The 23,915-nt window shown below is 67.9% G+C and carries 23 protein-coding genes; 16 read left to right on the top strand and 7 right to left on the bottom strand.

The annotated features are described in order from the left end of the window. Window positions 1–7 precede the first annotated feature (7 nt). A complete protein-coding gene (locus DMB80_RS00810) occupies window positions 8–508 on the top strand; it encodes a nitroreductase family deazaflavin-dependent oxidoreductase (protein WP_111508320.1) in 501 nt (166 codons plus the stop codon). 13 nt (window positions 509–521) lie between these two features. Here the strand turns inward: DMB80_RS00810 and DMB80_RS00805 are convergent, their stop codons facing one another. Together DMB80_RS00805 and DMB80_RS00800 are read right to left on the bottom strand one after the other, a co-directional pair. After that, window positions 522–1,427, bottom strand: coding sequence for an SDR family oxidoreductase (locus DMB80_RS00805; RefSeq protein WP_111508132.1), 906 nt, complete (start codon window positions 1,425–1,427; stop codon window positions 522–524). A 14-nt stretch (window positions 1,428–1,441) separates the two neighbouring features. Further along, the gene (locus DMB80_RS00800; RefSeq protein ID WP_111508131.1) at window positions 1,442–2,224 is read right to left on the bottom strand and encodes an SDR family oxidoreductase; all 783 of its coding nucleotides are present in this window, start codon (window positions 2,222–2,224) and stop codon (window positions 1,442–1,444) included. A 53-nt stretch (window positions 2,225–2,277) separates the two neighbouring features. On the opposite strand from DMB80_RS00800, the gene echA20 reads away from it, so the two are divergent. The 11 genes from echA20 (at window position 2,278) to hpxO (ending at window position 12,494) form a co-directional block, all read left to right on the top strand. Continuing rightward, the gene (echA20, locus tag DMB80_RS00795; protein ID WP_111508130.1) at window positions 2,278–3,033 is read left to right on the top strand and encodes a (7aS)-7a-methyl-1,5-dioxo-2,3,5,6,7,7a-hexahydro-1H-indene-carboxyl-CoA hydrolase; all 756 of its coding nucleotides are present in this window, start codon (window positions 2,278–2,280) and stop codon (window positions 3,031–3,033) included. A 58-nt stretch (window positions 3,034–3,091) separates the two neighbouring features. Next, window positions 3,092–3,970: a cholesterol ring-cleaving hydrolase subunit IpdA gene (gene ipdA, locus DMB80_RS00790; RefSeq protein ID WP_111508129.1), complete on the top strand. Its 879-nt coding sequence runs from the start codon at window positions 3,092–3,094 to the stop codon at window positions 3,968–3,970. After that, on the top strand, window positions 3,967–4,713 hold the full coding sequence (gene ipdB, locus DMB80_RS00785) for a cholesterol ring-cleaving hydrolase subunit IpdB (RefSeq protein WP_111508128.1): 747 nt from the start codon (window positions 3,967–3,969) through the stop codon (window positions 4,711–4,713). Before ipdA ends, ipdB begins: the two co-directional genes overlap by 4 nt. Continuing rightward, complete coding sequence (gene ipdC, locus DMB80_RS00780) at window positions 4,710–5,783, top strand: (3aS,4S,5R,7aS)-5-hydroxy-7a-methyl-1-oxo-octahydro-1H-indene-4-carboxyl-CoA dehydrogenase (RefSeq protein ID WP_111508127.1); 1,074 nt, start codon at window positions 4,710–4,712, stop codon at window positions 5,781–5,783. Before ipdB ends, ipdC begins: the two co-directional genes overlap by 4 nt. 90 nt (window positions 5,784–5,873) lie before the next feature. After that, the gene (locus DMB80_RS00775) at window positions 5,874–6,521 is read left to right on the top strand and encodes a SatD family protein (protein ID WP_111508126.1); all 648 of its coding nucleotides are present in this window, start codon (window positions 5,874–5,876) and stop codon (window positions 6,519–6,521) included. Next, window positions 6,521–7,267: a hypothetical protein gene (locus DMB80_RS00770; RefSeq protein WP_111508125.1), complete on the top strand. Its 747-nt coding sequence runs from the start codon at window positions 6,521–6,523 to the stop codon at window positions 7,265–7,267. The genes DMB80_RS00775 and DMB80_RS00770 overlap by 1 nt, the downstream gene beginning before the upstream one ends. Before the next feature lie 56 nt (window positions 7,268–7,323). After that, on the top strand, window positions 7,324–8,436 hold the full coding sequence (locus tag DMB80_RS00765; RefSeq protein WP_111508124.1) for an NDMA-dependent alcohol dehydrogenase: 1,113 nt from the start codon (window positions 7,324–7,326) through the stop codon (window positions 8,434–8,436). A gap of 148 nt (window positions 8,437–8,584) precedes the next feature. Next, window positions 8,585–10,489, top strand: coding sequence for a solute carrier family 23 protein (locus DMB80_RS00760; protein WP_111508123.1), 1,905 nt, complete (start codon window positions 8,585–8,587; stop codon window positions 10,487–10,489). Further along, the gene (uraD, locus tag DMB80_RS00755; protein ID WP_111508122.1) at window positions 10,486–10,986 is read left to right on the top strand and encodes a 2-oxo-4-hydroxy-4-carboxy-5-ureidoimidazoline decarboxylase; all 501 of its coding nucleotides are present in this window, start codon (window positions 10,486–10,488) and stop codon (window positions 10,984–10,986) included. The genes DMB80_RS00760 and uraD overlap by 4 nt, the downstream gene beginning before the upstream one ends. A gap of 24 nt (window positions 10,987–11,010) precedes the next feature. Then, window positions 11,011–11,328: a hydroxyisourate hydrolase gene (uraH, locus tag DMB80_RS00750; protein ID WP_111508121.1), complete on the top strand. Its 318-nt coding sequence runs from the start codon at window positions 11,011–11,013 to the stop codon at window positions 11,326–11,328. Window positions 11,329–11,333: 5 nt separating this feature from the next. Continuing rightward, window positions 11,334–12,494 carry an FAD-dependent urate hydroxylase HpxO gene (hpxO, locus tag DMB80_RS00745; protein WP_111508120.1) on the top strand — a complete coding sequence of 387 codons (1,161 nt, stop codon included), beginning with the start codon at window positions 11,334–11,336 and terminating at the stop codon, window positions 12,492–12,494. On the opposite strand, the gene DMB80_RS00740 is transcribed toward hpxO, so the two are convergent. Next, window positions 12,481–13,827 carry a guanine deaminase gene (locus DMB80_RS00740; protein ID WP_111508119.1) on the bottom strand — a complete coding sequence of 449 codons (1,347 nt, stop codon included), beginning with the start codon at window positions 13,825–13,827 and terminating at the stop codon, window positions 12,481–12,483. The genes hpxO and DMB80_RS00740 overlap by 14 nt on opposite strands. Window positions 13,828–13,911: 84 nt before the next feature. On the opposite strand from DMB80_RS00740, the gene DMB80_RS00735 reads away from it, so the two are divergent. Both DMB80_RS00735 and DMB80_RS00730 read left to right on the top strand, forming a co-directional pair. Then, window positions 13,912–14,736, top strand: a complete 825-nt coding sequence (locus DMB80_RS00735; protein WP_111508118.1) for an FAD binding domain-containing protein — start codon at window positions 13,912–13,914, stop codon at window positions 14,734–14,736. After that, entirely contained in the window at window positions 14,733–17,441 is a 2,709-nt protein-coding gene (locus tag DMB80_RS00730) for a molybdopterin-dependent oxidoreductase (RefSeq protein ID WP_111508117.1), read from the top strand. The genes DMB80_RS00735 and DMB80_RS00730 overlap by 4 nt, the downstream gene beginning before the upstream one ends. A gap of 55 nt (window positions 17,442–17,496) precedes the next feature. On the opposite strand, the gene fadA6 is transcribed toward DMB80_RS00730, so the two are convergent. From fadA6 to ipdE1, 4 genes are read right to left on the bottom strand one after another with little or no spacing between them, the layout of a single operon-like run. Then, a complete protein-coding gene (fadA6, locus tag DMB80_RS00725; RefSeq protein WP_073682832.1) occupies window positions 17,497–18,645 on the bottom strand; it encodes a steroid 3-ketoacyl-CoA thiolase FadA6 in 1,149 nt (382 codons plus the stop codon). Then, window positions 18,638–19,246 (bottom strand): TetR family transcriptional regulator KstR2, encoded by a 609-nt coding sequence (gene kstR2, locus DMB80_RS00720; protein WP_073682833.1) that lies wholly within the window; start codon window positions 19,244–19,246, stop codon window positions 18,638–18,640. Before kstR2 ends, fadA6 begins: the two co-directional genes overlap by 8 nt. Next, the gene (gene ipdF / locus DMB80_RS00715; protein WP_111508319.1) at window positions 19,243–20,034 is read right to left on the bottom strand and encodes a (5R,7aS)-5-hydroxy-7a-methyl-1-oxo-2,3,5,6,7,7a-hexahydro-1H-indene-carboxyl-CoA reductase; all 792 of its coding nucleotides are present in this window, start codon (window positions 20,032–20,034) and stop codon (window positions 19,243–19,245) included. The genes kstR2 and ipdF overlap by 4 nt, the downstream gene beginning before the upstream one ends. A 31-nt stretch (window positions 20,035–20,065) precedes the next feature. Continuing rightward, window positions 20,066–21,214, bottom strand: a complete 1,149-nt coding sequence (gene ipdE1, locus DMB80_RS00710) for an acyl-CoA dehydrogenase IpdE1 (protein ID WP_111508116.1) — start codon at window positions 21,212–21,214, stop codon at window positions 20,066–20,068. A gap of 56 nt (window positions 21,215–21,270) precedes the next feature. Between ipdE1 and fadD3 the strand changes: the two genes are divergently transcribed. Both fadD3 and DMB80_RS00700 read left to right on the top strand, forming a co-directional pair. Continuing rightward, window positions 21,271–22,791: a 3-((3aS,4S,7aS)-7a-methyl-1,5-dioxo-octahydro-1H-inden-4-yl)propanoate--CoA ligase FadD3 gene (gene fadD3, locus DMB80_RS00705; protein WP_111508115.1), complete on the top strand. Its 1,521-nt coding sequence runs from the start codon at window positions 21,271–21,273 to the stop codon at window positions 22,789–22,791. Further along, a complete protein-coding gene (locus DMB80_RS00700) occupies window positions 22,791–23,915 on the top strand; it encodes an acyl-CoA dehydrogenase family protein (protein WP_111508114.1) in 1,125 nt (374 codons plus the stop codon). Before fadD3 ends, DMB80_RS00700 begins: the two co-directional genes overlap by 1 nt.

Below are 23,915 nucleotides of genomic sequence, written 5' to 3'. Positions count from 1 at the left end.
GCACCCCGTGTCTCAGCCCTCCCGCCCACTGTCGGACAAGCAGCTCAAGAACCTCAACTCCAAGCAGGCCGGCGTCGCGATCAAATGGATGTCGAAGCTGAACACGCTGGCGTACAAGGCGACCGGAGGCCGCCTCGGCTACAAGTGGCGCGGTGGGTCGAACCGATTCAGCGCTCCCCCGCCGGTCGGCATCCTGACCACGATCGGCCGCAAGTCTGGCCAGCCGCGGGAGAGCCCGCTGTTGTTCCTGCGCGAGGGGAACCGGGTCGTACTGGTCGCCTCGCAGGGTGGGCGCGCGACGAACCCGATGTGGTACCTCAATATCCAGGCGAATCCCCGCGTGACGTTCCAGATCAAGAACGAGACGCTGGACCTCGTCGCACGTGATGCGACACCCGAGGAACGCGCCGAGTACTGGCCGAAGCTCGACGCCATGTACCCCGACTTCGTCAACTACCGGTCCTACACCGACCGCGAGATCCCGATCCTGCTCTGCGACCCGGCCTGAGCCGGGCCTCCTCTCAGGCCCCGTAGACCGATACCGGAGGGCGGGCCTTGCCGAGCAGGTCGGCGACGACGGGACCCAGCTCCGCCGGATCCCACTTGGCACCCTTGTCGATCTCCGGACCGTGCGCCCATCCTTCGGCGACGCGGATCTTGCCGCCTTCGACCTCGAACATCTTCCCGGTGATGTCCCGGGATTCCACACTGCCCAACCACACCACGAGCGGCGAGATGTTCTCCGGTGCCATCGCGTCGAAATCCTGCCCCTGCGTGGACATCATGTCGGCGAACACCGTCTCGGTCATCCGGGTGCGCGCTGACGGCGCGATCGCGTTGACGGTGACGCCGTAGCGTCCCATTTCGGCGGCGGCGACGAGCGTGAGCGCCGCGATGCCGGCCTTGGCTGCGCTGTAATTCGCCTGCCCGACGCTACCCTGCAGGCCCGCGCCAGAACTGGTGTTGATGATGCGGGCGTCCACTGACTCGCCGGCCTTCGACTTCGCGCGCCAGTACGCCGCAGCATGTTTCATGGTGGCGAAGTGGCCCTTGAGGTGCACCGCGGTGACCGCGTCGAACTCTTCTTCGCTGGTGTTGGCGAACATCCGATCACGGACGATTCCGGCGTTGTTCACCAGCACGTCGAGCCCTCCGAAGGCGCCGACGGCGGTCTGGATCAGTCCCTCGGCCTGCGCCCAGTCGGCGACATTCGCCCCGCTGGTGACGGCTTCGCCTCCGGCAGCGGTGATCTCGTCCACGACGGTCTGGGCGGCGCTGCCACCCCCGGCCGGCGAACCGTCCAAACCGACACCGATGTCGTTGACCACGACTCGGGCCCCCTCGGCGGCGAACGCCAGTGCGTGCGCTCGGCCGATGCCGCCGCCTGCACCCGTCACGATGACCACACGGCCGTCGAGCAATCCCATTCTCGTTGTCTCCTCTACTTTTTGATGTCGGCGGTGGTGGTGGACAGGTAGTGCGGCGGCTCCCCGCCACCGTGCACCTCCAGCGAGGCTCCACTGATGTAGGAGGCTGCGGGCGAGGCGAGGAATGCCGTCGCCCAACCAATGTCTTCTGGTCGGGCGAGCCTGCCCAGAGGTACGTTGCGGGAGATCGCGGCGATCGAGTCGGCATCACCGTAGAAGAGGTCGGCCTGCTCGGTCTCCACCATGCCGACCACCACCGAGTTCACCCGGACTCTGGGCGCCCACTCGACCGCGAGTGTGGACGTGATGTTCTCGATCCCGGCTTTGGCAGCACCGTATGCGACGGTGCCGGGGGTGGGCCGCCGACCGCTGACGCTGGAGATGTTCACGATCGAACCGCCCGAATCCTGTTGCTGCATGACCGCATTCGCGTGGGTCGCCACCGATAGTGCGCCGAGGAGGTTGAGCTCCACGATCTTGCGGCTGAACTTCGCTGACGCTTCGGCGGCCGGCACGTACGGCGACCCCCCGGCGTTGTTCACCACGACATCGAGCTGTCCGTGATCGGCGACGATGCCGGCGATCAGCGCGGCTACGGCATCGTCGTCACGGATGTCGCAGGGCCGGAACTCGAACGGTGACCCCTCCACCGGACGGCGGGCGCAGGTGACGACGACAGCCCCTTGATCGGCGAAGACCGTGCTGATACCCGCTCCGACGCCGCGGACGCCACCGGTCACCAGCACGACACGGCCGGTGAGAGCGAGGTTGATGGCGCTGTCGGGGGCGTCGGTCACTGTGCTAGCGTACCAAGCAAGTGCTTGCTTAGGTAGCCACCCAGGAGTTGCGCATGCCGATCACCACCGCGACGGTGGAGCCGGGAATCGTCTCGGTGACCGTCAACTACCCACCCGTCAACGCGATTCCGTCGCGAGGCTGGTTCGAACTCGCCGATGCGATCACCGCGGCCGGGCGTGATCAGAGCACGCACGTGGTGATCTTGCGGGCCGAGGGGCGCGGCTTCAACGCCGGCGTCGACATCAAAGAGATGCAGAACACCGAGGGCTTCACCGCGCTGATCGACGCAAACCGCGGATGCTACGAGGCATTCCGGGCCGTCTACGAATGCGCGGTCCCGGTCGTGGCTGCGGTCAACGGCTTCTGCGTCGGCGGCGGCATCGGGCTGGTCGGCAACTCTGATGTCATCGTCGCCTCCGACGACGCGAAGTTCGGGCTACCCGAGGTCGAACGCGGCGCTCTCGGCGCAGCGACCCATCTGTCACGTCTTGTGCCCCAGCACATGATGCGTCGGCTGTTCTTCACCGCCGCGACCGTCGATGCGAACACGCTGCACCACTTCGGTTCTGTGCACGAGGTCGTGCCTCGCGCCGACCTCGACGAAGCCGCCCTGCGGGTGGCCCGCGACATCGCGAGCAAGGACACCCGGGTGATCCGCGCGGCGAAGGAGGCGCTGAACTTCATCGACGTGCAGCCGGTCACCGCCCGCTACCGGATGGAGCAGGGCTTCACCTTCGAGCTCAACCTGGCCGGCGTGTCCGACGAACACCGGGATGCGTTCGCGGGCACGGAGAAGGGAAAGTCGTGATGCGGCGGGCACGAGCGATGGGCCCACGGGCGCAGCACAGGGGACGAGCGGGGAAAGAGTGAAAGACAAAAGAACCACTCTCGACGAGGCCGTGGCCGGCATCGAGAGCGGCATGACGATCGGCATCGGCGGCTGGGGGTCGCGGCGCAAGCCGATGGCTTTCGTACGGGCGCTGCTGCGCACCGGTGTCACCGATCTCACCGTGGTCACCTACGGCGGACCGGATCTCGGCCTGCTGTGTTCGGCGGGCAAGGTCAAGCGGGCCTACTACGGCTTCGTATCGCTGGACTCGCCGCCGTTCTACGATCCGTGGTTCGCGAAGGCACGCACCTCCGGCACGATCGAGGCGCGCGAGATGGACGAGGGCATGCTCCGCTGCGGGCTGCAGGCCGCCGCGCAGCGCCTGCCGTTCCTGCCGATCCGCGCCGGACTGGGCAGCGATGTGCGCGCCTTCTGGGGCGACGAGCTCAAGACCGTGCGGTCGCCGTACCCGACGGGCGGAGGCTACGAAGAGCTCATCGCGATGCCCGCCCTGAACCTCGACGCGGCGTTCGTGCACATGAATCTCGGTGACGCGCAGGGCAATGCGGCCTACACCGGAATCGACCCCTACTTCGACGATCTGTTCCTGATGTCGGCACAGCGCCGCTTGCTGTCGGTGGAGAAGGTGGTCTCGACGGAGGAACTGGTGAAGTCGGTTCCGCCGCAGGCGCTACTGATCAACCGGATGATGGTCGACAGCGTCGTCGAGGCGCCCAACGGAGCGCACTTCACCACGGCCGAACCCGACTACCGGCGTGACGAGAAGTTCCAACGGCACTACGCAGAGGCTGCCGGGTCTGGGGAGACATGGTCGGCGTTCGTCGACAGGTATCTGTCCGGCAGCGAATCCGACTACCAGGCGGCAGTGCGCACGTTCCAGGAGGCGGCCCAGTGATTTCGGCAACCCGCGCAGAGGTGTGCGCCGTCGCGTGCGCCGAATTGTTCCGTGATGCAGGCGAGATCATGGTGAGCCCCATGACCACGATCGTCTCGATCGGAGCGCGACTCGCCCGACTGACATTCTCACCCGATATCGTGCTCAGCGATGGTGAGGCCCGGCTGATCGCGGACACCCCCGCCATCGGAGCGGCGGCAACCATAGAGGGATGGATGCCCTTCGGCCGCGTGTTCGAGACGCTGGCGTGGGGGCGTCGTCATGTGGTGATGGGCGCCAACCAGATCGACCGCTACGGCAACCAGAACCTGTCGGCGTTCGGTCCGATCCAGCACCCGAAGCGCCAGATGTTCGGCGTGCGCGGCGCGCCGGGCAACACGATCAACCACGCGACCAGTTACTGGGTGGGCAATCACTCCACACGGGTGTTCGGCGAGTCCGTCGACATCGTCTCGGGAATCGGCTGGGACAAGCTCGATCCCGACAACCCCGCCTACCGATTCGTCAACGTCTTCCGGGTCGTGACGAACCTCGGCGTCTTCGACTTCAACGGCCCCGATCACCAGATGCGCGCCCTCTCGCTGCATCCGGGAATCGAAGCCGACCAGGTCGCCGAGAACACGTCCTTCGAGGTGCACGGTCTCGAGGAGGCCGACACGACCCGGCTCCCCACCGAAGACGAGCTGCGCATCCTGCGCGAGGTGATCGACCCGAAGTCGCTGCGCGACAAGGAAGTCAAGTGAGCACGCTGCGCACGCCGCTGACCGATCTCGTCGGCATCGAGCATCCCGTCGTCCAGACCGGCATGGGCTGGGTCGCCGGTGCCCGCCTGGTGTCGGCGACGTCGAACGCCGGAGGGCTGGGCATCCTGGCCTCGGCGACGATGACGCTCGACGAGCTCAAGACTGCGGTGGCCAAGGTCAAGGGCTCGACCGACAAACCGTTCGGTATCAACATCCGCGCCGACGCCGGCGACGCGAATGACCGCGTCGACCTCCTGATCAGCGAAGGAGTCAAAGTCGCCTCCTTCGCCCTTGCCCCGAAACCCGATCTGATCGCCAAGCTCAAAGACGCTGGTGTGGTGGTGATCCCGTCGGTCGGATTGGCCAAGCACGCCAAGAAGGTCGCGGCCTGGGGTGCCGACGCGGTGATCGTGCAGGGCGGCGAGGGCGGCGGACACACCGGTCCGATCGCGACCACGCTGCTGCTGCCCTCGGTGCTCGACGCCGTCGCCGACACCGGGATGCCGGTGATCGCGGCGGGCGGCTTCTTCGACGGCCGGGGCCTTGCCGCTGCGCTGTCCTACGGTGCTGCAGGGGTGGCCATGGGCACACGGTTCCTGCTCACCACCGACTCGACCGTGCCGGATGCGGTCAAGCAGCGTTACCTGCAGGCCGCTCTCGATGGAACGGTCGTCTCCACGCGCGTCGACGGCATGCCCCACCGGGTGCTGCGCACGGGCCTGGTCGAGAAACTGGAGGGCGGGTCGCCGGTTCGCGGCCTCGCCGCCGCGGTCGGCAATGCGCAGAAGTTCAAGAAGATGAGCGGGATGTCGTGGCGGTCGATGCTTCGGGACGGCATGGCGATGCGGCATGGCAAGGACCTCACCTGGGCTCAGGTGGTGATGGCCGCCAACACCCCGATGCTGTTGAAAGCCGGTCTGGTGGAGGGAAACACCGACGCAGGCGTGCTGGCCTCTGGTCAGGTCACCGGGATCATCGACGACCTACCGTCCTGCGCGGACCTGGTTCCTGCGATCGTCGCCGAGGCGATCGAACACCTACAGAAGGCCACCGGCTACATCACGCAGTGAGCGGCACCACCGTCGTTATCGAGCCGTTGCGCTAGCGCCGTTACTGAAGTGTCTGGCTTCATTTTGACGATATGAAGCTATAGTCTTCATATGGCCACGATGAAGCGCAGGCCTTCAGCGCTACGCGCGACGCTGATCGGCGACGTCGTGGGTTCTCGCACGTTCGCTGATAGACGCGCCCTACACCGCAGGGTCACTGCGGCGCTGGCATCCGTGGCCGAGAACGCCGTCGACGCGCCCGCGCTCACGGTGGGCGATGAGTTTCAGGGCGCATACCCGACTGTCGGGCTGGCGATCGACGCGACGCTCACGCTGCGTCTCACGCTGGCACCGCACGTCGACGTCCGGTTCGGACTCGGTTGGGGCGCCGTCACCGCACTCGACGAGGAGTCCGGAATCCAGGACGGGCCGGGTTGGTGGGCGGCGCGGGCCGCCATCGAGTGGACGGCGGCCACCCAGCAGCAACCGGGAATGACGCACGTACGCACCGCGTTCCGCAACGACACCGGCGCAGGCGCCGACCCCCGCGCCGTCAATGCCGCCCTGATGTGTCGGGACCATCTGCTTGGCTCACTCGATGAGCGCTCCCTGCGCATACTCGCGGGGATGCGTGCGGGACGAACCAAGAAGGAGCTGGCGATGGAGGAGGGCATCAGCGCATCGGCCGTCTCTCAGCGCGCCGGCCGGTCCGGGCTCGACCTGCTCCTCGCCGTCGCCGCCGAACTGCGGGAGCTGTGATGGGCGCGCTGGCGGTGTACCTGATCGCCATCGGCGTCGCCGACATCTGCCGCAAGCTCGGCACCCGGCGATGGCCGGCGCTGCTCGCGGGTCCGCTCACCGTGATGGTCGGCGCCGCGGTGGCGGGGCTCTGGCATCCCGGCGACATCGTTCTGCTCGTCATCGCCGCCACGGTCTCCGTCGTCTGGATGGTCCTCGGCGACGCCGCGGAACGCACGGGCACGCGGCAGGGTCGCGCACTCACGGCGTTCGGCCTGGGCTCCACACTGATCGTCGCGCTCGGCGGCTGGGCCTCCCCGGTGGCCGGCCCGCTCGGTTGGTGGCTGCCCTGGATCGGGCTGGATGAGGTCGAGCCGCAGCGGGCGCTGATGGTCGTCGGGGTCGTCCTGCTGCAGCTGGTCACCGCGAACCAGTTGGTGCGGCTGATCCTCGGCGCGGTCGGCGCCGTCCGCCCGGTCGGCGTGCCCCAGCCGTCGGATCGCCTCAAGGGCGGCCGGTTGCTCGGCCCGATGGAGCGGCTGCTGATCGTCGGGCTGGCGCTCGGAGGCCAGTTCGGCGCAGCCTCGGCGGTGATCGCAGCTAAGGGCATCATCCGCTTCCCCGAGCTCACTGCCGCCCGCAGGGAGTCGACGGAAATCGCCGATCCGAAGATCCCCGGTATCGACGAGGTGACCGAGTACTTCTTGGTCGGCAGCTTCGCGAGCTGGTTGATCGCATTGGTGGGCCTGGCGCTCACCACCGTTTGACACCAGTCGAGGCGAAACCGCCGCGGGCGGACCGAAGCGCTTCTTAGACTCGGCCGATGAAGACCAACGCCGCGATTTTGTGGGAGTACGGCTCGGACTGGACCGTCGAAGAGATCGACCTCGACCCGCCCGGTGACGGCGAGGTGCTGGTGTCCTGGGAGGCCACCGGCCTGTGCCACTCCGACGAGCACATCCGCACCGGTGACCTGCCGGCCCCGCTGCCTCTGATCGGCGGCCACGAGGGCGCCGGCGTCGTGCGCGAGGTCGGACCGGGCGTCGTCGGCCTGGCCCCCGGCGACCACGTCGTCGCATCGTTCCTGCCGGCGTGTGGCAGGTGCCGGTTCTGCTCGACCGGTCATCAGAACCTGTGCGACCTCGGGGCGCTGATCATGGCCGGCACCCAGGTGGACGGCACCTATCGGCGCCGCGCCCGCGGCCAGAACGTCGGGGCGATGGCGTTCGTCGGGACGTTCTCTCAGTATGGCTCCGTGCCGGAGGCCTCCATCGTCAAGATCGATGACGACATCCCCTTGGCGCGGGCGTGCCTGCTCGGCTGTGGTGTGACGACCGGATGGGGCTCTGCGGTCAACACCGCCGCCGTGTCGCCGGGCGACACCGTCGTGGTCATCGGCCTCGGTGGCATCGGCAGCGGCGCCGTCCAAGGTGCGCGGCTGGCCGGGGCCGAGAAGATCGTCGTGATCGAGCCGGTGGAGAGCAAGCGCGAGTTGGCGTTTCGATTCGGCGCCACGCACTTCGTCACGTCTATGCCGGAGGCGACCGCGCTCGTCGCCGAACTGACCCGCGGCGTGATGGCCGACTCGGCGATCCTGACCGTCGGAGTGCTCGAGGGATCGATGCTCGAGGATGCCTCGAACATCATCCGCAAAGGCGGCGCGGTGGTGATGACGGCGCTGGCGCCGATGGCCGACAACCAGCCGACACTGTCGATGATGATGTTCACGCTGTTCCAGAAGAGATTGCTGGGCAGTCTCTACGGCGAGGCGAATCCGCGCGCCGACATCCCGCGGCTGCTCTCGCTGTACCGCGAGGGCAAGCTGCTGCTGGACGAGACCGTCACCCACGAATACAAGCTGGCCGAGGTCAACGAGGGCTACGAGGACATGCGCGCGGGACGCAACATCCGCGGCGTGATCCTGCACGACCACTGACAGTTCTCTCGGCGAAAAGACGCGAACTCGAGCGGACACGCCGCTGAAACACTCGAGTTCGTGTCTGGTCGCGGAGAAAACGGGAGCTGCAACATCGCGGAAACGTGTGCGTCACCGGAAGTGCGCGCAGCTGTCGGATTCTGAACCGATGTCGACACCGACCGCCCGCGGCACGAGCAAGCGCACACACCCCGTCGACGAGGTGCTGCCCGTCCCGAAGCTGGCCACCTACGGGTTCCAACACGTCGTCGCGTTCTACGCCGGCGCCGTCCTCGTGCCGATCATCATCGCCGGCGCGGTCGGACTGTCCCAGGCCGAACTCGTCAAGCTGATCACCGCCGACCTGTTCACCTGCGGCATCGCCTCGATCATCCAGGCGGTCGGGTTCCGCAACGTCGGTGTGCGGCTGCCGCTGCTGCAGGGCGTCACGTTCGCGGGGGTCTCGCCGATCATCGCCATCGGCCTCGCTCACGGTGGGGGCGCGGCGAGCATGCTCTACGTGTACGGCGCGGTGATCGTCGCCGGCATCTTCACGTTCCTGATCGCGCCGGTGTTCATCAAACTGCTGAGGTTCTTCCCGCCCGTCGTCACCGGCACCCTGATCACGATCATCGGGCTGTGCCTGGTCCCCGTCGGCGCCATGGACGCGGTCACCAATCCGCACACTCACGAAACCGATCCCACGAACATCCGGTGGTTCCTCTACGCCGTCGGCACCATCGCGATCATCGTCGCGATCCAGCGCATCTTCCGCGGCTTCCTGGCGACGATCGCCGTGCTGCTCGGTCTGGTGATCGGCTGCGCGGTCGCATTCGCATTGGGGGACATGGACTTCGCGCGAGTCGGCGAGGCTTCGGCCATCGGCTTCACCCCGCCGTTCCTGTTCGGGCTGCCCAAGTTCGACTTCGTGGCCTGTCTGACGATGATCATCGTGCTGATGATCACCGCCGTCGAATCGACGGGGTCGACCATCGCCACCGGCGAGATCGTCGGCAAGCGGGTGAAGGCGTCGGACATCGGCAACGTGCTGCGGGCCGACGGGTTGGCGACCACCATCGGCGGCGTCTTCAACTCCTTCCCCTACACCGCGTTCTCCGAGAACGTCGGCCTCGTGCGGCTCACCGGGGTCAAGAGCCGCTGGGTGGTCGCGGCGGCCGGGGTGTTCATGATCCTGCTCGGCTTCCTGCCCAAGGTCGCAGCTGTCGTCGCGTCGATCCCGAACCCCGTGCTGGGCGGCGCCGCGCTGACGCTGTTCGCCACCGTCGCCGTGGTCGGAATCCAGACGCTGGGCAAGGTCGACTTCACCGATCACCGCAACCTCATCATCGTGACCACGAGCCTCGCGCTGGCGCTGTGGGTGACGGCCTACCCGGACATCGCCAAGGCCATGCCCACCGGCCTGGACCTGATCTTCGGCAGCGGTATCAGCATCGGCGCGGTGAGCGCGATCCTGCTGAACATCGTGTTCTTCCACACCGGTTCGGGTGGCCCGCGGGTGGCGGGCAACGGCTCCATCACCCTCGGTGAGGTCAACGCGATGACGAAGGAACGGTTCACCGAGGTGTTCGGCCATGTGCTGCAGGACGTGCCGTGGGCTGTCGAGCGCGCCTACGAGCAACGGCCGTTCGCCGACACCGCCGCGTTGCGCGAGGCGTTCCAGGACGCCGTGCTCACCGGCACGTCCGAGCAGCAGGCCGAACTGCTCGAGGCGTTCCCCGATCTGGGCGCCGAAGACGAGACCGGTCAGGTGCTCGCCGTGGACCACGTGGCCCTGTCCAACCTCGACGACGCCGACCACAATGACGTCGTGGAGCTGGCCACCGCCTATCGAAGCCACTTCGGCTTCCCGCTGATCATCTGCGCGAAGGAGACGGAGCGCTTCGACCGGGTGCTGCGCAACGGGTGGTCCCGGATGGACAACTCCCCCGCAGCGGAGAAGGCGTTCGCCCTGATCGAAGTCGCCAAGATCGTCAACCACCGGTTCACCGATCTGGTCGCCGACGCCAATCCTGTTGCTGCTGCCCGCTTCAGCAGGCTCAACGAACTCTCGTGAGAGCCGTCGGGCTGACGCGGTTCAACGCCGCCTCCGAGCGCCAGCAGATGCATCTGCTGTACGAGGTGTGCTCATCGCCGATCTGGGCGCGACGGGTGCTGGCCGCCGCGCCGTTCCGCGACGCCGACGCCCTCTACGACCGGGCCGACCGGGTGCTGGCCGAGCTGCCCGACGCCGAACTCGACGCCGCCCTCGACGGCCACCCACGGATCGGCGCCACCGCGGACAATCCGTCGTCGGCGCGTGAGCAGGCCCGTGTCGCCGGCGCCGACGCCGACATCAAAGCGGCGCTGGCGGCCAAGAACCGCGAGTACGAGGACCGCTTCGGTTACGTGTATCTGGTGTGCGCCAGCGGGCGATCGGCGGAGGAGCTGCTGGACATCCTGACCGAGCGTCTGCACAACGACCCGGACACCGAACGGCGGGTCATGCGCAGTGAACTGGCGAAGATCAATCGGTTGCGGCTGGAACGTCTGCTCAGCGAGCCGCACGAATGAGCTCCGATCGGGGATGCTGATCCCATGAGCCTGTCCACCCATGTCCTCGACGCCACCACGGGTCGCCCCGCCGCCGGGGTCGCGGTGATTCTCAGCAGATCCGGTAGCGAGGTGTCCGCCGGTGTGACGGACCCCGACGGCCGCATCGGCGCGCTGGCCGCCGAGCTCGAGGTGGACACCTATCAGATACGGTTCGACACCGCAGGCTATTTCGCGGCCCAGGGCATCACCGGGTTCTACCCCGAGGTCCTGATCACCTTCGAGGTCACCGACGCCTCGGCACACCACCACGTTCCGCTGCTGCTGTCGCCGTATGCCTACTCCACCTACCGAGGGAGCTGACTGTCGTGAAAGCCGTGATCATCGGTGCCGGCATGGGAGGTATGAGCGCGGCGATCGCGTTGGCGCAGATCGGTGTCGAGACCCACGTGTACGAGCGGGTCACCGAGAACAAGCCCGTCGGCGCGGCGATCTCGGTGTGGTCCAACGGCGTCAAATGCCTGAACTACCTCGGTCTGGCCGAGGAGACGGCCGCCCTGGGCGGCATCGTCGAGACGATGAGCTACGTCGACGGGCACACCGGGGCGACGATGTGCCGGTTCTCGATGCAGCCGCTGATCGATCAGGTGGGCCAACGCCCCTACCCGATCGCGCGTGCGGAGCTGCAATCGATGCTGATGAACCACTACGGCATGGACAAGATCCACTTCGGCATGAAGATGGTGGCGGTCGAGGACGGGCCCGACGCCGCGGTCGCGACGTTCGCCGACGGGACCACCGTGTCCGCGGACCTGATCATCGGCGCCGACGGCGCGAACTCGATCACGCGCGAGTACGTACTGGGAAGTCCGGTCACCCGCCGGTACGCGGGGTACGTGAACGTCAACGGACTCGTACCGGTCGACGACGGGATCGGCCCGGCCACCGAGTGGACCACCTATGTCGCTGACGGGCAACGCGTTTCGGTCATGCCGGTGGCCGGCGGCAGGTTCTACTTCTTCTTCGACATCGTCGGGGACCCGGCCGGGATCGTCGGCGGCGACGTCAAGGAGACGCTGCGGCACCACTTCGACGGCTGGGCGCCCGGGGTGCACCGGCTGATCGACATCCTCGATCCCGGCACCACCAATCGCGTGGAGATCCTGGACCTCGACCCGTTCGACACCTGGGTCAAGGGGCGCGTCGCGGTGCTCGGCGATGCCGCCCACAACACCACCCCCGACATCGGGCAGGGTGGCTGTTCCGCGATGGAGGACGCGGTGGCGCTGCAGTGGGCCCTGCGGGACCATCCGGGCGACGTGCACGCCGCGCTGCTGTCCTACCAGAACGCGCGCTCCGAGCGGGCCGGCGATCTGGTGCTGCGCGCCCGCCGCCGCTGCGACGTGACACATGCCAAAGATCCCGGCGTCACCGCAGACTGGTACGGGGAGCTGCGAAAAGAAGACGGCAGCAACATCATTCGCGGGATCGTCGGAAACATCTTGGGCGGTCCGCTCACTCCCCCGTGAGTTCACGGCCCTGCACGTACACCTGGGCGATCGCGGTCTCCCGCATGCCCAGCAGCAGCGTGAACAGCAGCCGGTCTGCATCCTCGGGCGCCACCCGCTCGAGCAGTTCGGGCAGTAGCCGCTGACGCTGCGGGTCGACCACCAGGAAGTCGGCCTGCTTGCCTGCGTCCAGATTGCCGACCCGGTCCTCGATGTCCAGCGCTCTGGCGCCCGCCAGGGTGGCGGTGAACAGCAGCTGGGCCGGTGGGATCGAGAGCCCCGCGGCGCCTGGCTCGCTGATGTGCACCTTGAAGCAGTCGTTGGCCACGCGTGCCATCAACCACTCGTCGCCGGCGCCCACATCGCTGCCCAGCGCCACCGTCACGCCGCTGGCGGTCGTCCGCCGCCACGGCATGGTGCCCGAGCCGAGAAACTGCTGTGACGTCGGACAGTGGGAGATCGAGGTCCCCGTGTCGGCCAGCCGAGCCAGCTCGCGGTCGGTGCAGTGCACGGCGTGCGCGAGCACGCTGCGCCGCCCGAGCAGCGTCGGCGCATCCGCGCCGCCGATCCGCCCGTCGTACGCGTCGAGGTAACACGAGACGCCCAACGAGTCTCGGACCGCCTCGATTTCGCGGAGATTCTCGGACAGGTGACTGTGGAAATACACCCCGTCGGCGCGCACCGAGTCGTAGAGCTCCCCCAGCGCCGTCAGCGTCCGCGCGGTCACCGACAGAGCGAAGCGGGGCACCAGGGCCACCTGCAGCAGCGGATCGGCCGCGTGCCACCGGTCGATCTCTCCGGCCGACAGTTCGATCGCGGTGGTCTCATCGGTGAGCAGGGGCTCGGCCGCCTCCGGACCCACCGTCTGGATGCCGCGACCGGAGACGGTGCGCAGGCCGACGCGCAGCGATTCGGTGAACAACGCGTCCTGCGCGTCGGGAAAGGCGGACCCGAACACGAGCGCGGTGGTGGTGCCGACCTCGATCCTGCGCCGGCAGAAGTCGCGTGCCGTGCGCTGGGCCAGGTCCGGGTCCGCGAGCATCGCCTCGGCGGGAAAGATGCACCGCTGCAACCAGTCCAGCAGCTGCCCACCCCCGTAGGAGTCTGTGCAGTAGGTCTGGGGAAAGTGCAGGTGGGTGTCGATGAACCCGGGCAACAGGTAGCCGGGCCGGCAGTCGATCACCTCAGCGTCGGCCATGTCCGCCGGCAGCCGCTCGTGAGCGCCGCTGAACGCGATGACGCCGTCGTCGTCCACCACCAGTACCCCGTCGGGCACCGACACGAGATGGTCACCCGCCTGTGCGAGCTGGGGCGCACCACCGATGTGCAGCAGGTGACCGCGGTAGGCACGCACCCGTCGATTGTCCCAGCGTTGCGGCAACCCTGCAGTTCGGCGGCTTGCCCTGCACCGCGACCGCCCGCGATCTACGGTGCAGTGATGGACCTCAACACCGTCGAGGCGGTGCACACCCCGCAGTCCCGCGACGAGGTGTGGCCGCTGGGGCCCACGGACGCGATCCTGGCCGGCGGCACCTGGCTGTTCTCCGAGCCCCAGCCGCACGTCACCCGTCTGGTCGACATCACCACGCTGAACTGGCCGCCGATCATGCTGTCGGACAACGGTATCGAGATCGCGGCCACGTGCACCCTGGCCGACCTCTCCGAGCTGTCGACCACCCTGCCCCGGGACTGGACCGCGGCGCCGCTGTTCGCGCAGTGCTGCACCGCGCTGGTGGCCGGGTTCAAGATCTGGCGCACCGCCACCGTAGGGGGCAACATCTGCCTGTCCCTGCCTGCGGGCTCGATGATCTCGCTGGCCACAGCGCTGGACGGTACGGCGCTGATCTGGCGGCCTGACGGCGAGGCGCGCACCGTGCCGGTCGCCGACTTCGTCACCGGCGTCACCACCAATGTGCTCGCGGCCGGCGAGGTACTGCGCTCCGTGCACCTCCCAGCGGCGGCGTTACGGGGTCGGATCGCCTACCGGAAGCTGGCGAAGTCGCCGCTGGGCCGCTCAGGTGTGGTGGTCATCGGTCGTCGCGACACCGCCGCCGACGGTGGCGCGCTCACGATCTCGGTGACCGCGGCCACGGTCCGCCCGTACGTCGTGCGGTTCCCCGTCCCGCCCTCCCTCGACGCGCTGCGGGAGGCTCTGGCCGCCATTCCGGACCAGGCCTGGACGCGCGACGCCCACGGTGATCCCGACTGGCGGGCCGCGATGACGCTCCGGTTGGCCGAGCAGATCGTCGCCGAGCTGACATGAGGGTGACCGTCAACGGCACTGCGCGCGAGGACGATCCGCGCCCCGGCCAGTGCCTTCGCACATACCTGCGGGAACTGGGTCACTTCGAGGTCAAGAAGGGATGCGATGCCGGCGATTGTGGCGCCTGCTCGGTGCTGGTCGACGGCGCAGCCGTGCACTCGTGCGTGTATCCGGCGTTCCGAGCGGCCGGTCGACAGGTGACCACCGCGGCGGGTCTCGGCGACCCCGATGATCTGCATCCGGTGCAGCGTCGCTTCGTCGAGGCTGCTGGATTCCAGTGCGGTTTCTGCACGGCCGGCATGGTGACCACCGCCGCATCGCTACCGAACGTCGAACCAGAGCATCTTCCCCAGCAGTTGAAGAACAACCTGTGCCGATGCACCGGATACCGGGCCATCACCGATGCCCTGTCGGGCACCGTGAACGTCGAGAAGTCCGACGGTCAGGACGCGGGACGGTCGATCGGCGCACCGGCCGCCGTGCGGGTGGTGACCGGAACCGAGGAATACACCATGGATTTCGCGCCGCCGGGGCTGCTGCACCTGGCGGTGCTGACCAGTCCGGTGGCCCATGCCCGCATCGTGTCCATCGACACCTCGGCCGCCGTCGCCCTTCCCGGTGTGCGGCTGGTGCTGACCCACGCCGACAGTCCCGAGGCCCGGTTCTCCACCGCGCGCCACCAGAACCGCGAGGACGACCCGGACGACACGGCGATCCTCGACGACGTCGTCCGCTTCGTCGGGCAGCGCGTGGCGGCGGTGGTCGCTGAGTCCCTTGCCGTTGCCGAAAAGGCTTGCCGTGCAATCGTCGTCACGTACGACGAGCTGCCTGCCGTCTTCGATCCCGAGGAGGCCACGGCGGCCGATGCCCCACTGCTGCACGCGGACAAGGGCGCCGACGCCAGGATCGCCGATCCGGCCGGCAATCTGATCGCCGAACTCCACGGCGGGGTGGGGGACATCGAGCAGGGTCTGGCCGCGGCGCAGGAGGGTGCAGTGGTGCGGGGCCGCTGGCACACCCAACGAGTTCAACACGTGCACTTGGAAACTCACGGCTGCACGGGGTGGCGCGACGATGCGGGGCGGTTGGTGATCCGCACCAGTACACAGGTCCCGTTCCTGGTGCGCGACGAGTTGTGCCACCTGTTCGGCCTGTCCACTGACGAGGTGCAGGTGTTCACCAAACGCATCGGCGGTGGTTTCGGCGGTAAACAGGAGATGCTCGTCGAGGACCTGGTCGCACTGGCGGTGCTGCGGTTGGGCGAGCCGGTGCGCTACGAGTTCAGCCGGAGCGACGAGTTCACCACCGCGCCGTGCCGGCATCCGTTCCGGGTGGACGTCACCGCGGCCGCCGACGCATCGGGAGTGTTGACCGCACTCGCCGTCGACGTGCTCGTCGACGCGGGCGCCTACGGCAACCACAGCCCGGGGGTGATGTTCCACGGGTGCGGGGAATCGATGTCGGTGTACCGGTGTGCGAACAAGCGCGTCGACGCTCGCGCCGTGTACACCAACAACCTGCCTTCCGGGGCCTTCCGCGGCTACGGACTCGGGCAGCTGATCTTCGCGATCGAATCCGCTCTCGACCAGCTCGCCGAGCAACTCGGGATCGATCCATTCGATTTCCGTCGCCGCAACGTGGTCGTACCGGGTGACGACTTCGTCGACGCCCACGTGCTCGACGACGATCTGACGTTCGGCAGCTACGGGTTGGACCAGTGCCTCGATCTCGCGCAGGCCGCGCTGCGCCGGGGCAACGACGTCCCCGCACCGCCCGGGCCGCAGTGGCGCACCGGTGAGGGTATGGCGGTCGCGATGATCGCCACCATCCCGCCGCGCGGCCATCTCGCCGAGGCTGCCGTCAGCATCGACGCCGACGGCCTGTACACCCTGCGTGTCGGAACGGCTGAGTTCGGCAACGGGACCACCACGGTGCACGCCCAGATCGCGGCGACCGCCCTGAACACCGTCGTCGACAACATCCAGATCACCCAATCTGACACCGCAGCAACGGGTTACGACACAGGCGCATTCGGTTCCGCCGGCACGGTGGTCGCCGGCCAGGCCACCCTGGAGGCCGCGCAGAAGCTGCGGTCCCAGCTCGAGGCGGCCGCCTCGGAGCTGACCGGCGCTCCTCGCGGTGCGTGCCAGCTGACCCGCAACGGGGTGCACTGCGCGGGCCAGCTGATCGACTTCGCCGATCTACCCGTACCGCTGATCGGCCGCGGCACGCACGGCGGCACCCCCCGCTCAGTAGCGTTCAACGTGCACGCCGTACGGGTCGCCGTCGACGTGGAGAGCGGCGAAGTCCGCATCCTGCAGAGCGTGCAGGCCGCCGATGCCGGGGTGGTGATGAACCCGCAGCAGTGCCGTGGCCAGGTGGAAGGCGGTGTGGCACAGGGCATCGGCTCGGCGTTGTACGAGGAAATGCACGTCGGCCCCGACGGTGCGGTGTGGACCAACACCTTGCGCAACTACCATCTGCCGCAGCTGGCCGACGTACCGGTGACCGAGGTCTACTTCGCCGACACCTACGACACGTTGGGGCCCTTCGGCGCCAAGTCGATGAGCGAATCGCCCTACAACCCGGTGGCTCCCGCGCTGGCGAACGCCATCGCGCGGGCCACCGGTGCGCGGGTGTACCGCCTCCCGATGACGCCGGCGCGGATCTGGCGAGCGCTCAGTTCTTCCCGCGACAAGACATGAACTCGAGCGGACACGCCGCGGAATCACTCGAGATTGTGTCTGCTCACGGAAGAAACTAGAGCCGCTCGATGATGGTGACGTTGGCCGTGCCGCCGCCCTCGCACATCGTCTGCAGACCGTAACGACCGCCGGTACGTTCCAGCGTGTTCAGCATGGTGGCGAAAAGCTTTGCCCCCGTTGCACCGAGCGGGTGACCGAGCGCGATCGCCCCGCCGCTGGGGTTGACCTTCTCGGGGTCGGCCTTGGTCTCCTTCAGCCAGGCCTGCACCACCGGCGCGAACGCCTCGTTGATCTCGACCGTATCGATGTCGTCGATCGTCAGCCCGGCCTTGTCGAGCGCGTAGCGGGTGGCGGGAATCGGACCGGTCAGCATGAACACCGGATCTGCACCGCGGGCGCTGATGTGGTGGATGCGGGCGCGGGGCTTGAGACCATGGTCCTTGACCGCTTGCTCTGAGGCGAGCAGCACCGCGCTGGCGCCGTCGGAGATCTGGCTGGCCATCGCCGCCGTCAGCCGCCCGCCGTCGACGAGCGTCTTGAGCGTCGCCATCTTCTCCAGCGACGTGTCGCGTGGTCCCTCGTCCACCCGGAAGCCGTCCACCTCCAGGATCTCGTTGTCGAAGTGGCCGGCCCGGATCGCGGCCTGCGCGCGCTGATGACTGGTCAGCGCGAACTGCTCCATGTCCTCACGGCTGATGTCCCACTTCTCGGCGATCAGCTCGGCCCCGCGGAACTGGGAGATCTCCTGATCGCCATAACGATGCAGCCAGCTCTTGGATTCGTTGGTAGGCGAGGTGAACCCGAACTGTTCTGCGACGGTCATCGCCGAGCTGATCGGGATCTGGCTCATGTTCTGCATGCCGCCGGCGACGATGAGGTCCGCGGTGCCGGACATGATCGCCTGCGCGCCGAAAGAGATGGCCTGCTGGCTGGATCCGCACTGGCGGTCGACGGTCACACCGGGGACTTCCTCGGGGAAGCCGGCCGCCAGCCACGACAGCCGCGCGATGTTGCCGGCCTGCGGGCCGATCGCGTCGACACATCCGGCGATCACGTCGTCGACGGCACCCGGGTCGACGTCGTTGCGGTCGAACAGGCCGCGCCATCCGGCGGCACCGAGATCGACCGGGTGCACACCGGCCAGCGATCCGTTGCGCTTGCCGATCGCGGTGCGGACCGCGTCGATGACGAACGCTTCAGCCATTGTGGACTCCTTCTGTCGGGGTGATGCCACCGAGAACGATCGAAAGGTATTGCCGGCCAACCTCCTCGGCGGTCAGCGGACCGCCCGGCTGGTACCACCGGACCGACACCCAGGTGGTGTCGCGGATGAATCGGTAGACGAGGTCGACGTCGACGTCGGGACGGAAATGCCCCTCCTCGATGCCCTGGGTGAGGACGTCGACCCACATCTTGCGCTGCTCTTTGTTGCGCTCCTCGACGTAAGCGAACCGGGGCTGCGCCGAGAGCCGCTTGGCCTCGTCCTGGTAGATCACGACCTCCGCGTGCCGGGTGGCGATGGCCTCGAAGGACGCCATGAACAGGCCCTTGAGCCGTTCGAGCGGATTCGGTTCGGTCTCGACGATCTGCCGGTAGCGCTCGAAGAGCCAGTCGAGGAAGCCGCGCAGCACCTCGTCGACCATCTCCTCCTTCGACGAGAAGTGGTGGTAGAGGCTGCCCGAGAGGATTCCGGCGGAGTCGGCGATGTCGCGCACGGTGGTGGCGCGCAACCCGCGCTCGGCGAACATCGTCGCGGCGAGTGCGAGAAGCTCGTCGCGACGGGTGTTCGTGGCCCCGGCGCTCATGGGTGCTGGCTCGACACCGAGATCACCTCACCGGTGAGGTAACTGGAGTAGTCACTGGCCAGGAACGCGATCGTGGCCGCGACCTCCCACGGTTCTGCCGCCCGGCCGAACGCCTCACCCTGGGCCAGCCGGTCGAGCAGCTCAGAGCTCGACGTCTTCTCCAGGAACTTGTGCCGGGCGATGCTCGGCGACACCGCGTTGATGCGCACGCCGTACTCGACCGCCTCTATCGCGCTGCACCGCGTCAGCGCCATGACCCCGGCTTTGGCTGCGGCGTAATGGGATTGAGAGTGCTGCGCGCGCCAGCCCAGCACACTGGCGTTGTTGACGATCACGCCGCCGTGGCCGGCGTCGCGGAAGTACCGCAGCGCTGCGCGCGTCGACCGCATCACCGAGGTCAGCGTCACGTTGAGCACCCGGTCCCACTCGTCGTCGGTCATGTCGATCACCGGGGTCTGACCGCCGAGCCCTGCGTTGTTGACCAGCACGTCGAGCCGGCCGGCTTTTTCGACCGCCTCTGCGAACAACCCGTCGACCGCCGCGGTCGAGGTGACGTCACACACCACGGCGTGGACCGTGCCCAGACCGAGCCCGGCGAGCTCGTCGCGCGTCTCGCCCAGGCGGCGTTCGTGATAGTCGGAGACCACGACGTCGGCACCTTCGGCCAGTGCGCGCCGCGCCGTCGTCGACCCGATCCCGGTGCCCGCGGCGGCGGTGACCAGGACCACCTTGCCGGCCAGCAGGTTGTGCCCCTCGATCTCCGCCGGGGCGACGGACAAATCGGTCACGCTGATCGTCTCTTCTTCGCGCAAGCGCTCATCAGGGCCGCCCTTCTCTCGGTAGGCCGAGCACCCGCTCGGCGATGATGTTGCGCTGCACCTCGTTCGAGCCGCCGTAGATGGTGTCGGAGCGGGAGAACAGGAACAGCCGTTGCCATTCGCTGAATTCTCCCTCGGGCAGCGTCAGGCCCGCCACACCGAGCACGTCCATCGCGATCTCCCCCAGCTCGCGATGCCAATTGGCCCACAGCAACTTCGACACCGAATCTTGTCCCGGGCGTTCTTCGTCCATCGTCGCCAAGGCGAATGAGCGCATCGCCCGCAGCCCCGCCCACGACCGGGTGAGCCGCTCCCGGATCAGTGGATCGTCTGCGGCACCGACCTTCTTGGCGAGCTCGACGAGGTTCGAATGCTCACGCGCATAACGGATCTGCTGGCCGAGTGTCGACACGCCACGTTCGAAGGTCAGCAGTCCCATCGCCACGCGCCACCCGTCACCCGGTTCCCCGACCACGAGGTCGGCATCGGTGCGGGCGTCGGTGAAGAACACCTCGTTGAACTCCGAGTCGCCGGTGAGCTGGATGATCGGGCGAATCTCGACGCCGGGCTGGTCCAGCGGCACCAGCAGGAAGGACAGGCCGGCGTGCCGCTTCGAGCCCTTCTCGCTGCGCGCCACCACGAAACACCACTGCGCCCAGTGCGCCAGCGACGTCCACACCTTCTGTCCGTTGAGGATCCACTGGTCACCGTCGAGCACGGCCGTGGTCGACACGTTGGCCAGATCGCTGCCCGCACCGGGTTCGGAGTAGCCCTGCGACCACAATTCGGTGACGTCGAGGATCTTCGGCAGGAACCGCTTCTGCTGCTCGGGCGTGCCGTACGCGATCAGTGTGGGCCCGAGCAGTTCCTCGCCGAGGTGGTTGACCTTGTCGGGCGCATCGGCCTTCGCGTATTCCTCGTAGAACGCGACGCGGTGCGCCACCGACAACCCGCGGCCACCATGCTCTTCCGGCCAGCCCAGACACGTCAGACCCGCGGCCGCCAGATGGCGATTCCACGCGAGCCGCTCCTCGAAGGCCTCGTGCTCCCGACCGGGGCCACCCAACCCCTTGAGTGCCGCGTAGTCGCCGACCAGGTTCTCCGCCAGCCAGTCGCGGACCTGCGCCCTGAACTCCTGGACCTCGATCACCCCTGTAGGCTAACCTACCAAGCACTTGCTCGGGTAACCGATCCCCAAGGAGTTCCATGACCACCGCCGCGAGAACCACTCCCGCGGTTCTGGACCACATCGCTCGCGAACTCCCCGACCATCCCGCCGTGGTCACACCCACCAAGACACTGACGTTCGCGCAACTGCGAGCCGAGGTCCGGCAGGCCGCGGCCGCCCTGCTCGCAGCAGGCATCGCCCCCGGCGATCGCGTCGCGATCTGGTCGCCGAACACCTGGCACTGGGTGGTGGCCTGCCTGGCCATCCACCATGCCGGTGGGGTCCTCGTCCCACTGAACACCCGCTACACCACCAGTGAGGCCACCGATATCCTGGCGCGCACCGCCGCGCCGCTGCTGTTCGCCTCCGGCGACTTCCTCGGCTCGGACAAGGCCGCAAGCATCGAGCGCTCGGCCCTTCCGGAGCTGCGGGACATCGTGCGCATCCCGGTCGACGCCGAGGACGGGACGTGGGCGGAGTTCGTCGCCACCGGGACGGATCTGGCCGCGGTCGACGCCCGCGCGGCCGCCGTCGGCGCCGACGACGTCTCCGACATCCTATTCACCTCCGGCACCACCGGACGGAGCAAGGGCGTGCGCTGCGCGCACCGGCAATCCCTGGACGCGTCGGCGGCGTGGGCGGCGTGCGGCCAGCTCACCAGCGCCGACCGCTACCTCTGCATCAACCCGTTCTTCCACAACTTCGGTTACAAGGCCGGCATTCTGGCCTGCCTGCAGACCGGCGCCACGTTGTTCCCGGCCCTGACCTTCGACCCCGAGACCGCGATGCGGGCGGTCGAGGAGCACCGCATCACCGTGCTACCCGGACCGCCGACCATCTACCAGACTCTTCTCGACCACCCCCGTCGCGCCGAATTCGACCTCAGCTCACTATGTTTCGCGGTCACCGGTGCCGCCACCATTCCGGTCGTGCTGATCGAACGGATGCAGAACGAGCTCGACATCGACATCGTGCTCACCGCGTACGGGCTCACCGAGGCGGCCGGGTTCGGGACGATGTGCCGGGCCGACGACGACGCGGTGACCGTCGCGACCACGTCGGGCCGCCCCATCGCCGACTTCGACCTGCGGATTGGCGACCAAGGAGAAGTCTTGCTCCGCGGGCCCAACGTGATGCTCGGCTACCTCGACGACCCGGAGGCGACAGCGGCGGCGATCGACGCCGAGGGCTGGCTGCACACCGGTGACGTCGGCGAACTCGACGAGGCGGGCAATCTGAAGATCACCGACCGGCTCAAGGACATGTACATCTGCGGCGGCTTCAACGTCTATCCGGCCGAGATCGAGCAGGTCCTCGCGCGGCTGCCCGGCGTCGCCGAGGTCGCCGTCATCGGAGTGCCCGACGAGCGGCTCGGCGAAGTCGGCAAGGCCTTCGTCGTGACGCTGCCAGGAACCGAGCTGGACGCCCAGACGGTGATCGACCACGCGCGCGCCCACCTCGCCAACTTCAAGACCCCGCGCTCGGTCGAGTTCCTCGACGCGCTGCCGCGCAACCCGGGTGGCAAGGTCGTCAAACCACAACTGCGAGAGAGGAACTGATGGACCTCAACATCGACGACGACACCGAGGCGTTCCGCGCCGAGGTGCGCGAGTTCCTGACCGCCCACACCGCGGACTTCCCCACCGAGTCCTACGACACCGCCGAGGGGTTCGAGCAGCACCGGCGCTGGGACAAGATCCTCTTCGACGCCGGCCTGTCGGTGATCACCTGGCCGCAGAGCTACGGCGGCCGCGACGCCACGCTGTTGCAGTGGATTGTGTTCGAGGAGGAGTACTTTCGTGCCGGTGCGCCGGGGCGAGCGAGCGCCAACGGCACCTCGATGCTCGCGCCCACGCTGTTCGCGCACGGTACCGAGGAGCAACGCGACCGAATCCTGCCGAAGATGGCCAGCGGCGAGGAGATCTGGGCGCAGGCGTGGTCGGAGCCCGAGTCGGGCAGCGACCTGGCGTCGCTGCGCTCGACCGCGACGCGCACCGACGGCGGCTGGCTGCTCAACGGGCAGAAAATCTGGAGTTCGCGTGCGGTGTTCGGGGAGCGCGCGTTCGGACTGTTCCGCTCTGATCCGGAGGCGCAGCGGCACAAGGGCCTGACCTACGTGATGTTCGACCTGAAAGCCGACGGCGTGACGGTGCGACCGATCGCCCAACTCGGCGGCGCGACCGGCTTCGGGGAGATCTTCCTCGACGACGTGTTCGTGCCCGACGAGGACGTCATCGGCGGTGTGCACGACGGCTGGCGGGCGGCGATGAGCACGTCGAGCAACGAACGCGGCATGTCGCTGCGCAGCCCGGCACGTTTCCTCGCTCCCGCCGAACGGCTTGTGCAGCAATGGAAGAACGATCCGAAGCCCGAGTTCACCGATCGCGTGGCCGATGCGTGGATCAAAGCCCAGGCCTACCGGCTGCACACGTTCGGCACCGTGACGAGAGTGACCGCCGGCGGCGAACTCGGCGCCGAGTCGTCGATCACCAAGGTGTTCTGGTCCGATCTGGACGTCGCACTGCATCAGACCGCACTGGATCTCCGAGGCGCCGACGGCGAGCTGATGGATAGCGTGACCGAGGGTCTGTTGTTCGCACTCGGCGGCCCGATCTATGCGGGCACCAACGAAATCCAGCGCAACATCATCGCCGAGCGGCTGCTGGGCCTGCCCCGAAAGTAG

Source organism: Mycobacterium kyogaense (assembly GCF_003254575.1).
In the GTDB taxonomy this organism is placed as follows: Bacteria; Actinomycetota; Actinomycetes; order Mycobacteriales; family Mycobacteriaceae; genus Mycobacterium; species Mycobacterium kyogaense.
The sequence above is the reverse complement of the archived record's forward strand: the minus strand, read 5'-3'. Positions and strand labels throughout refer to the sequence as shown.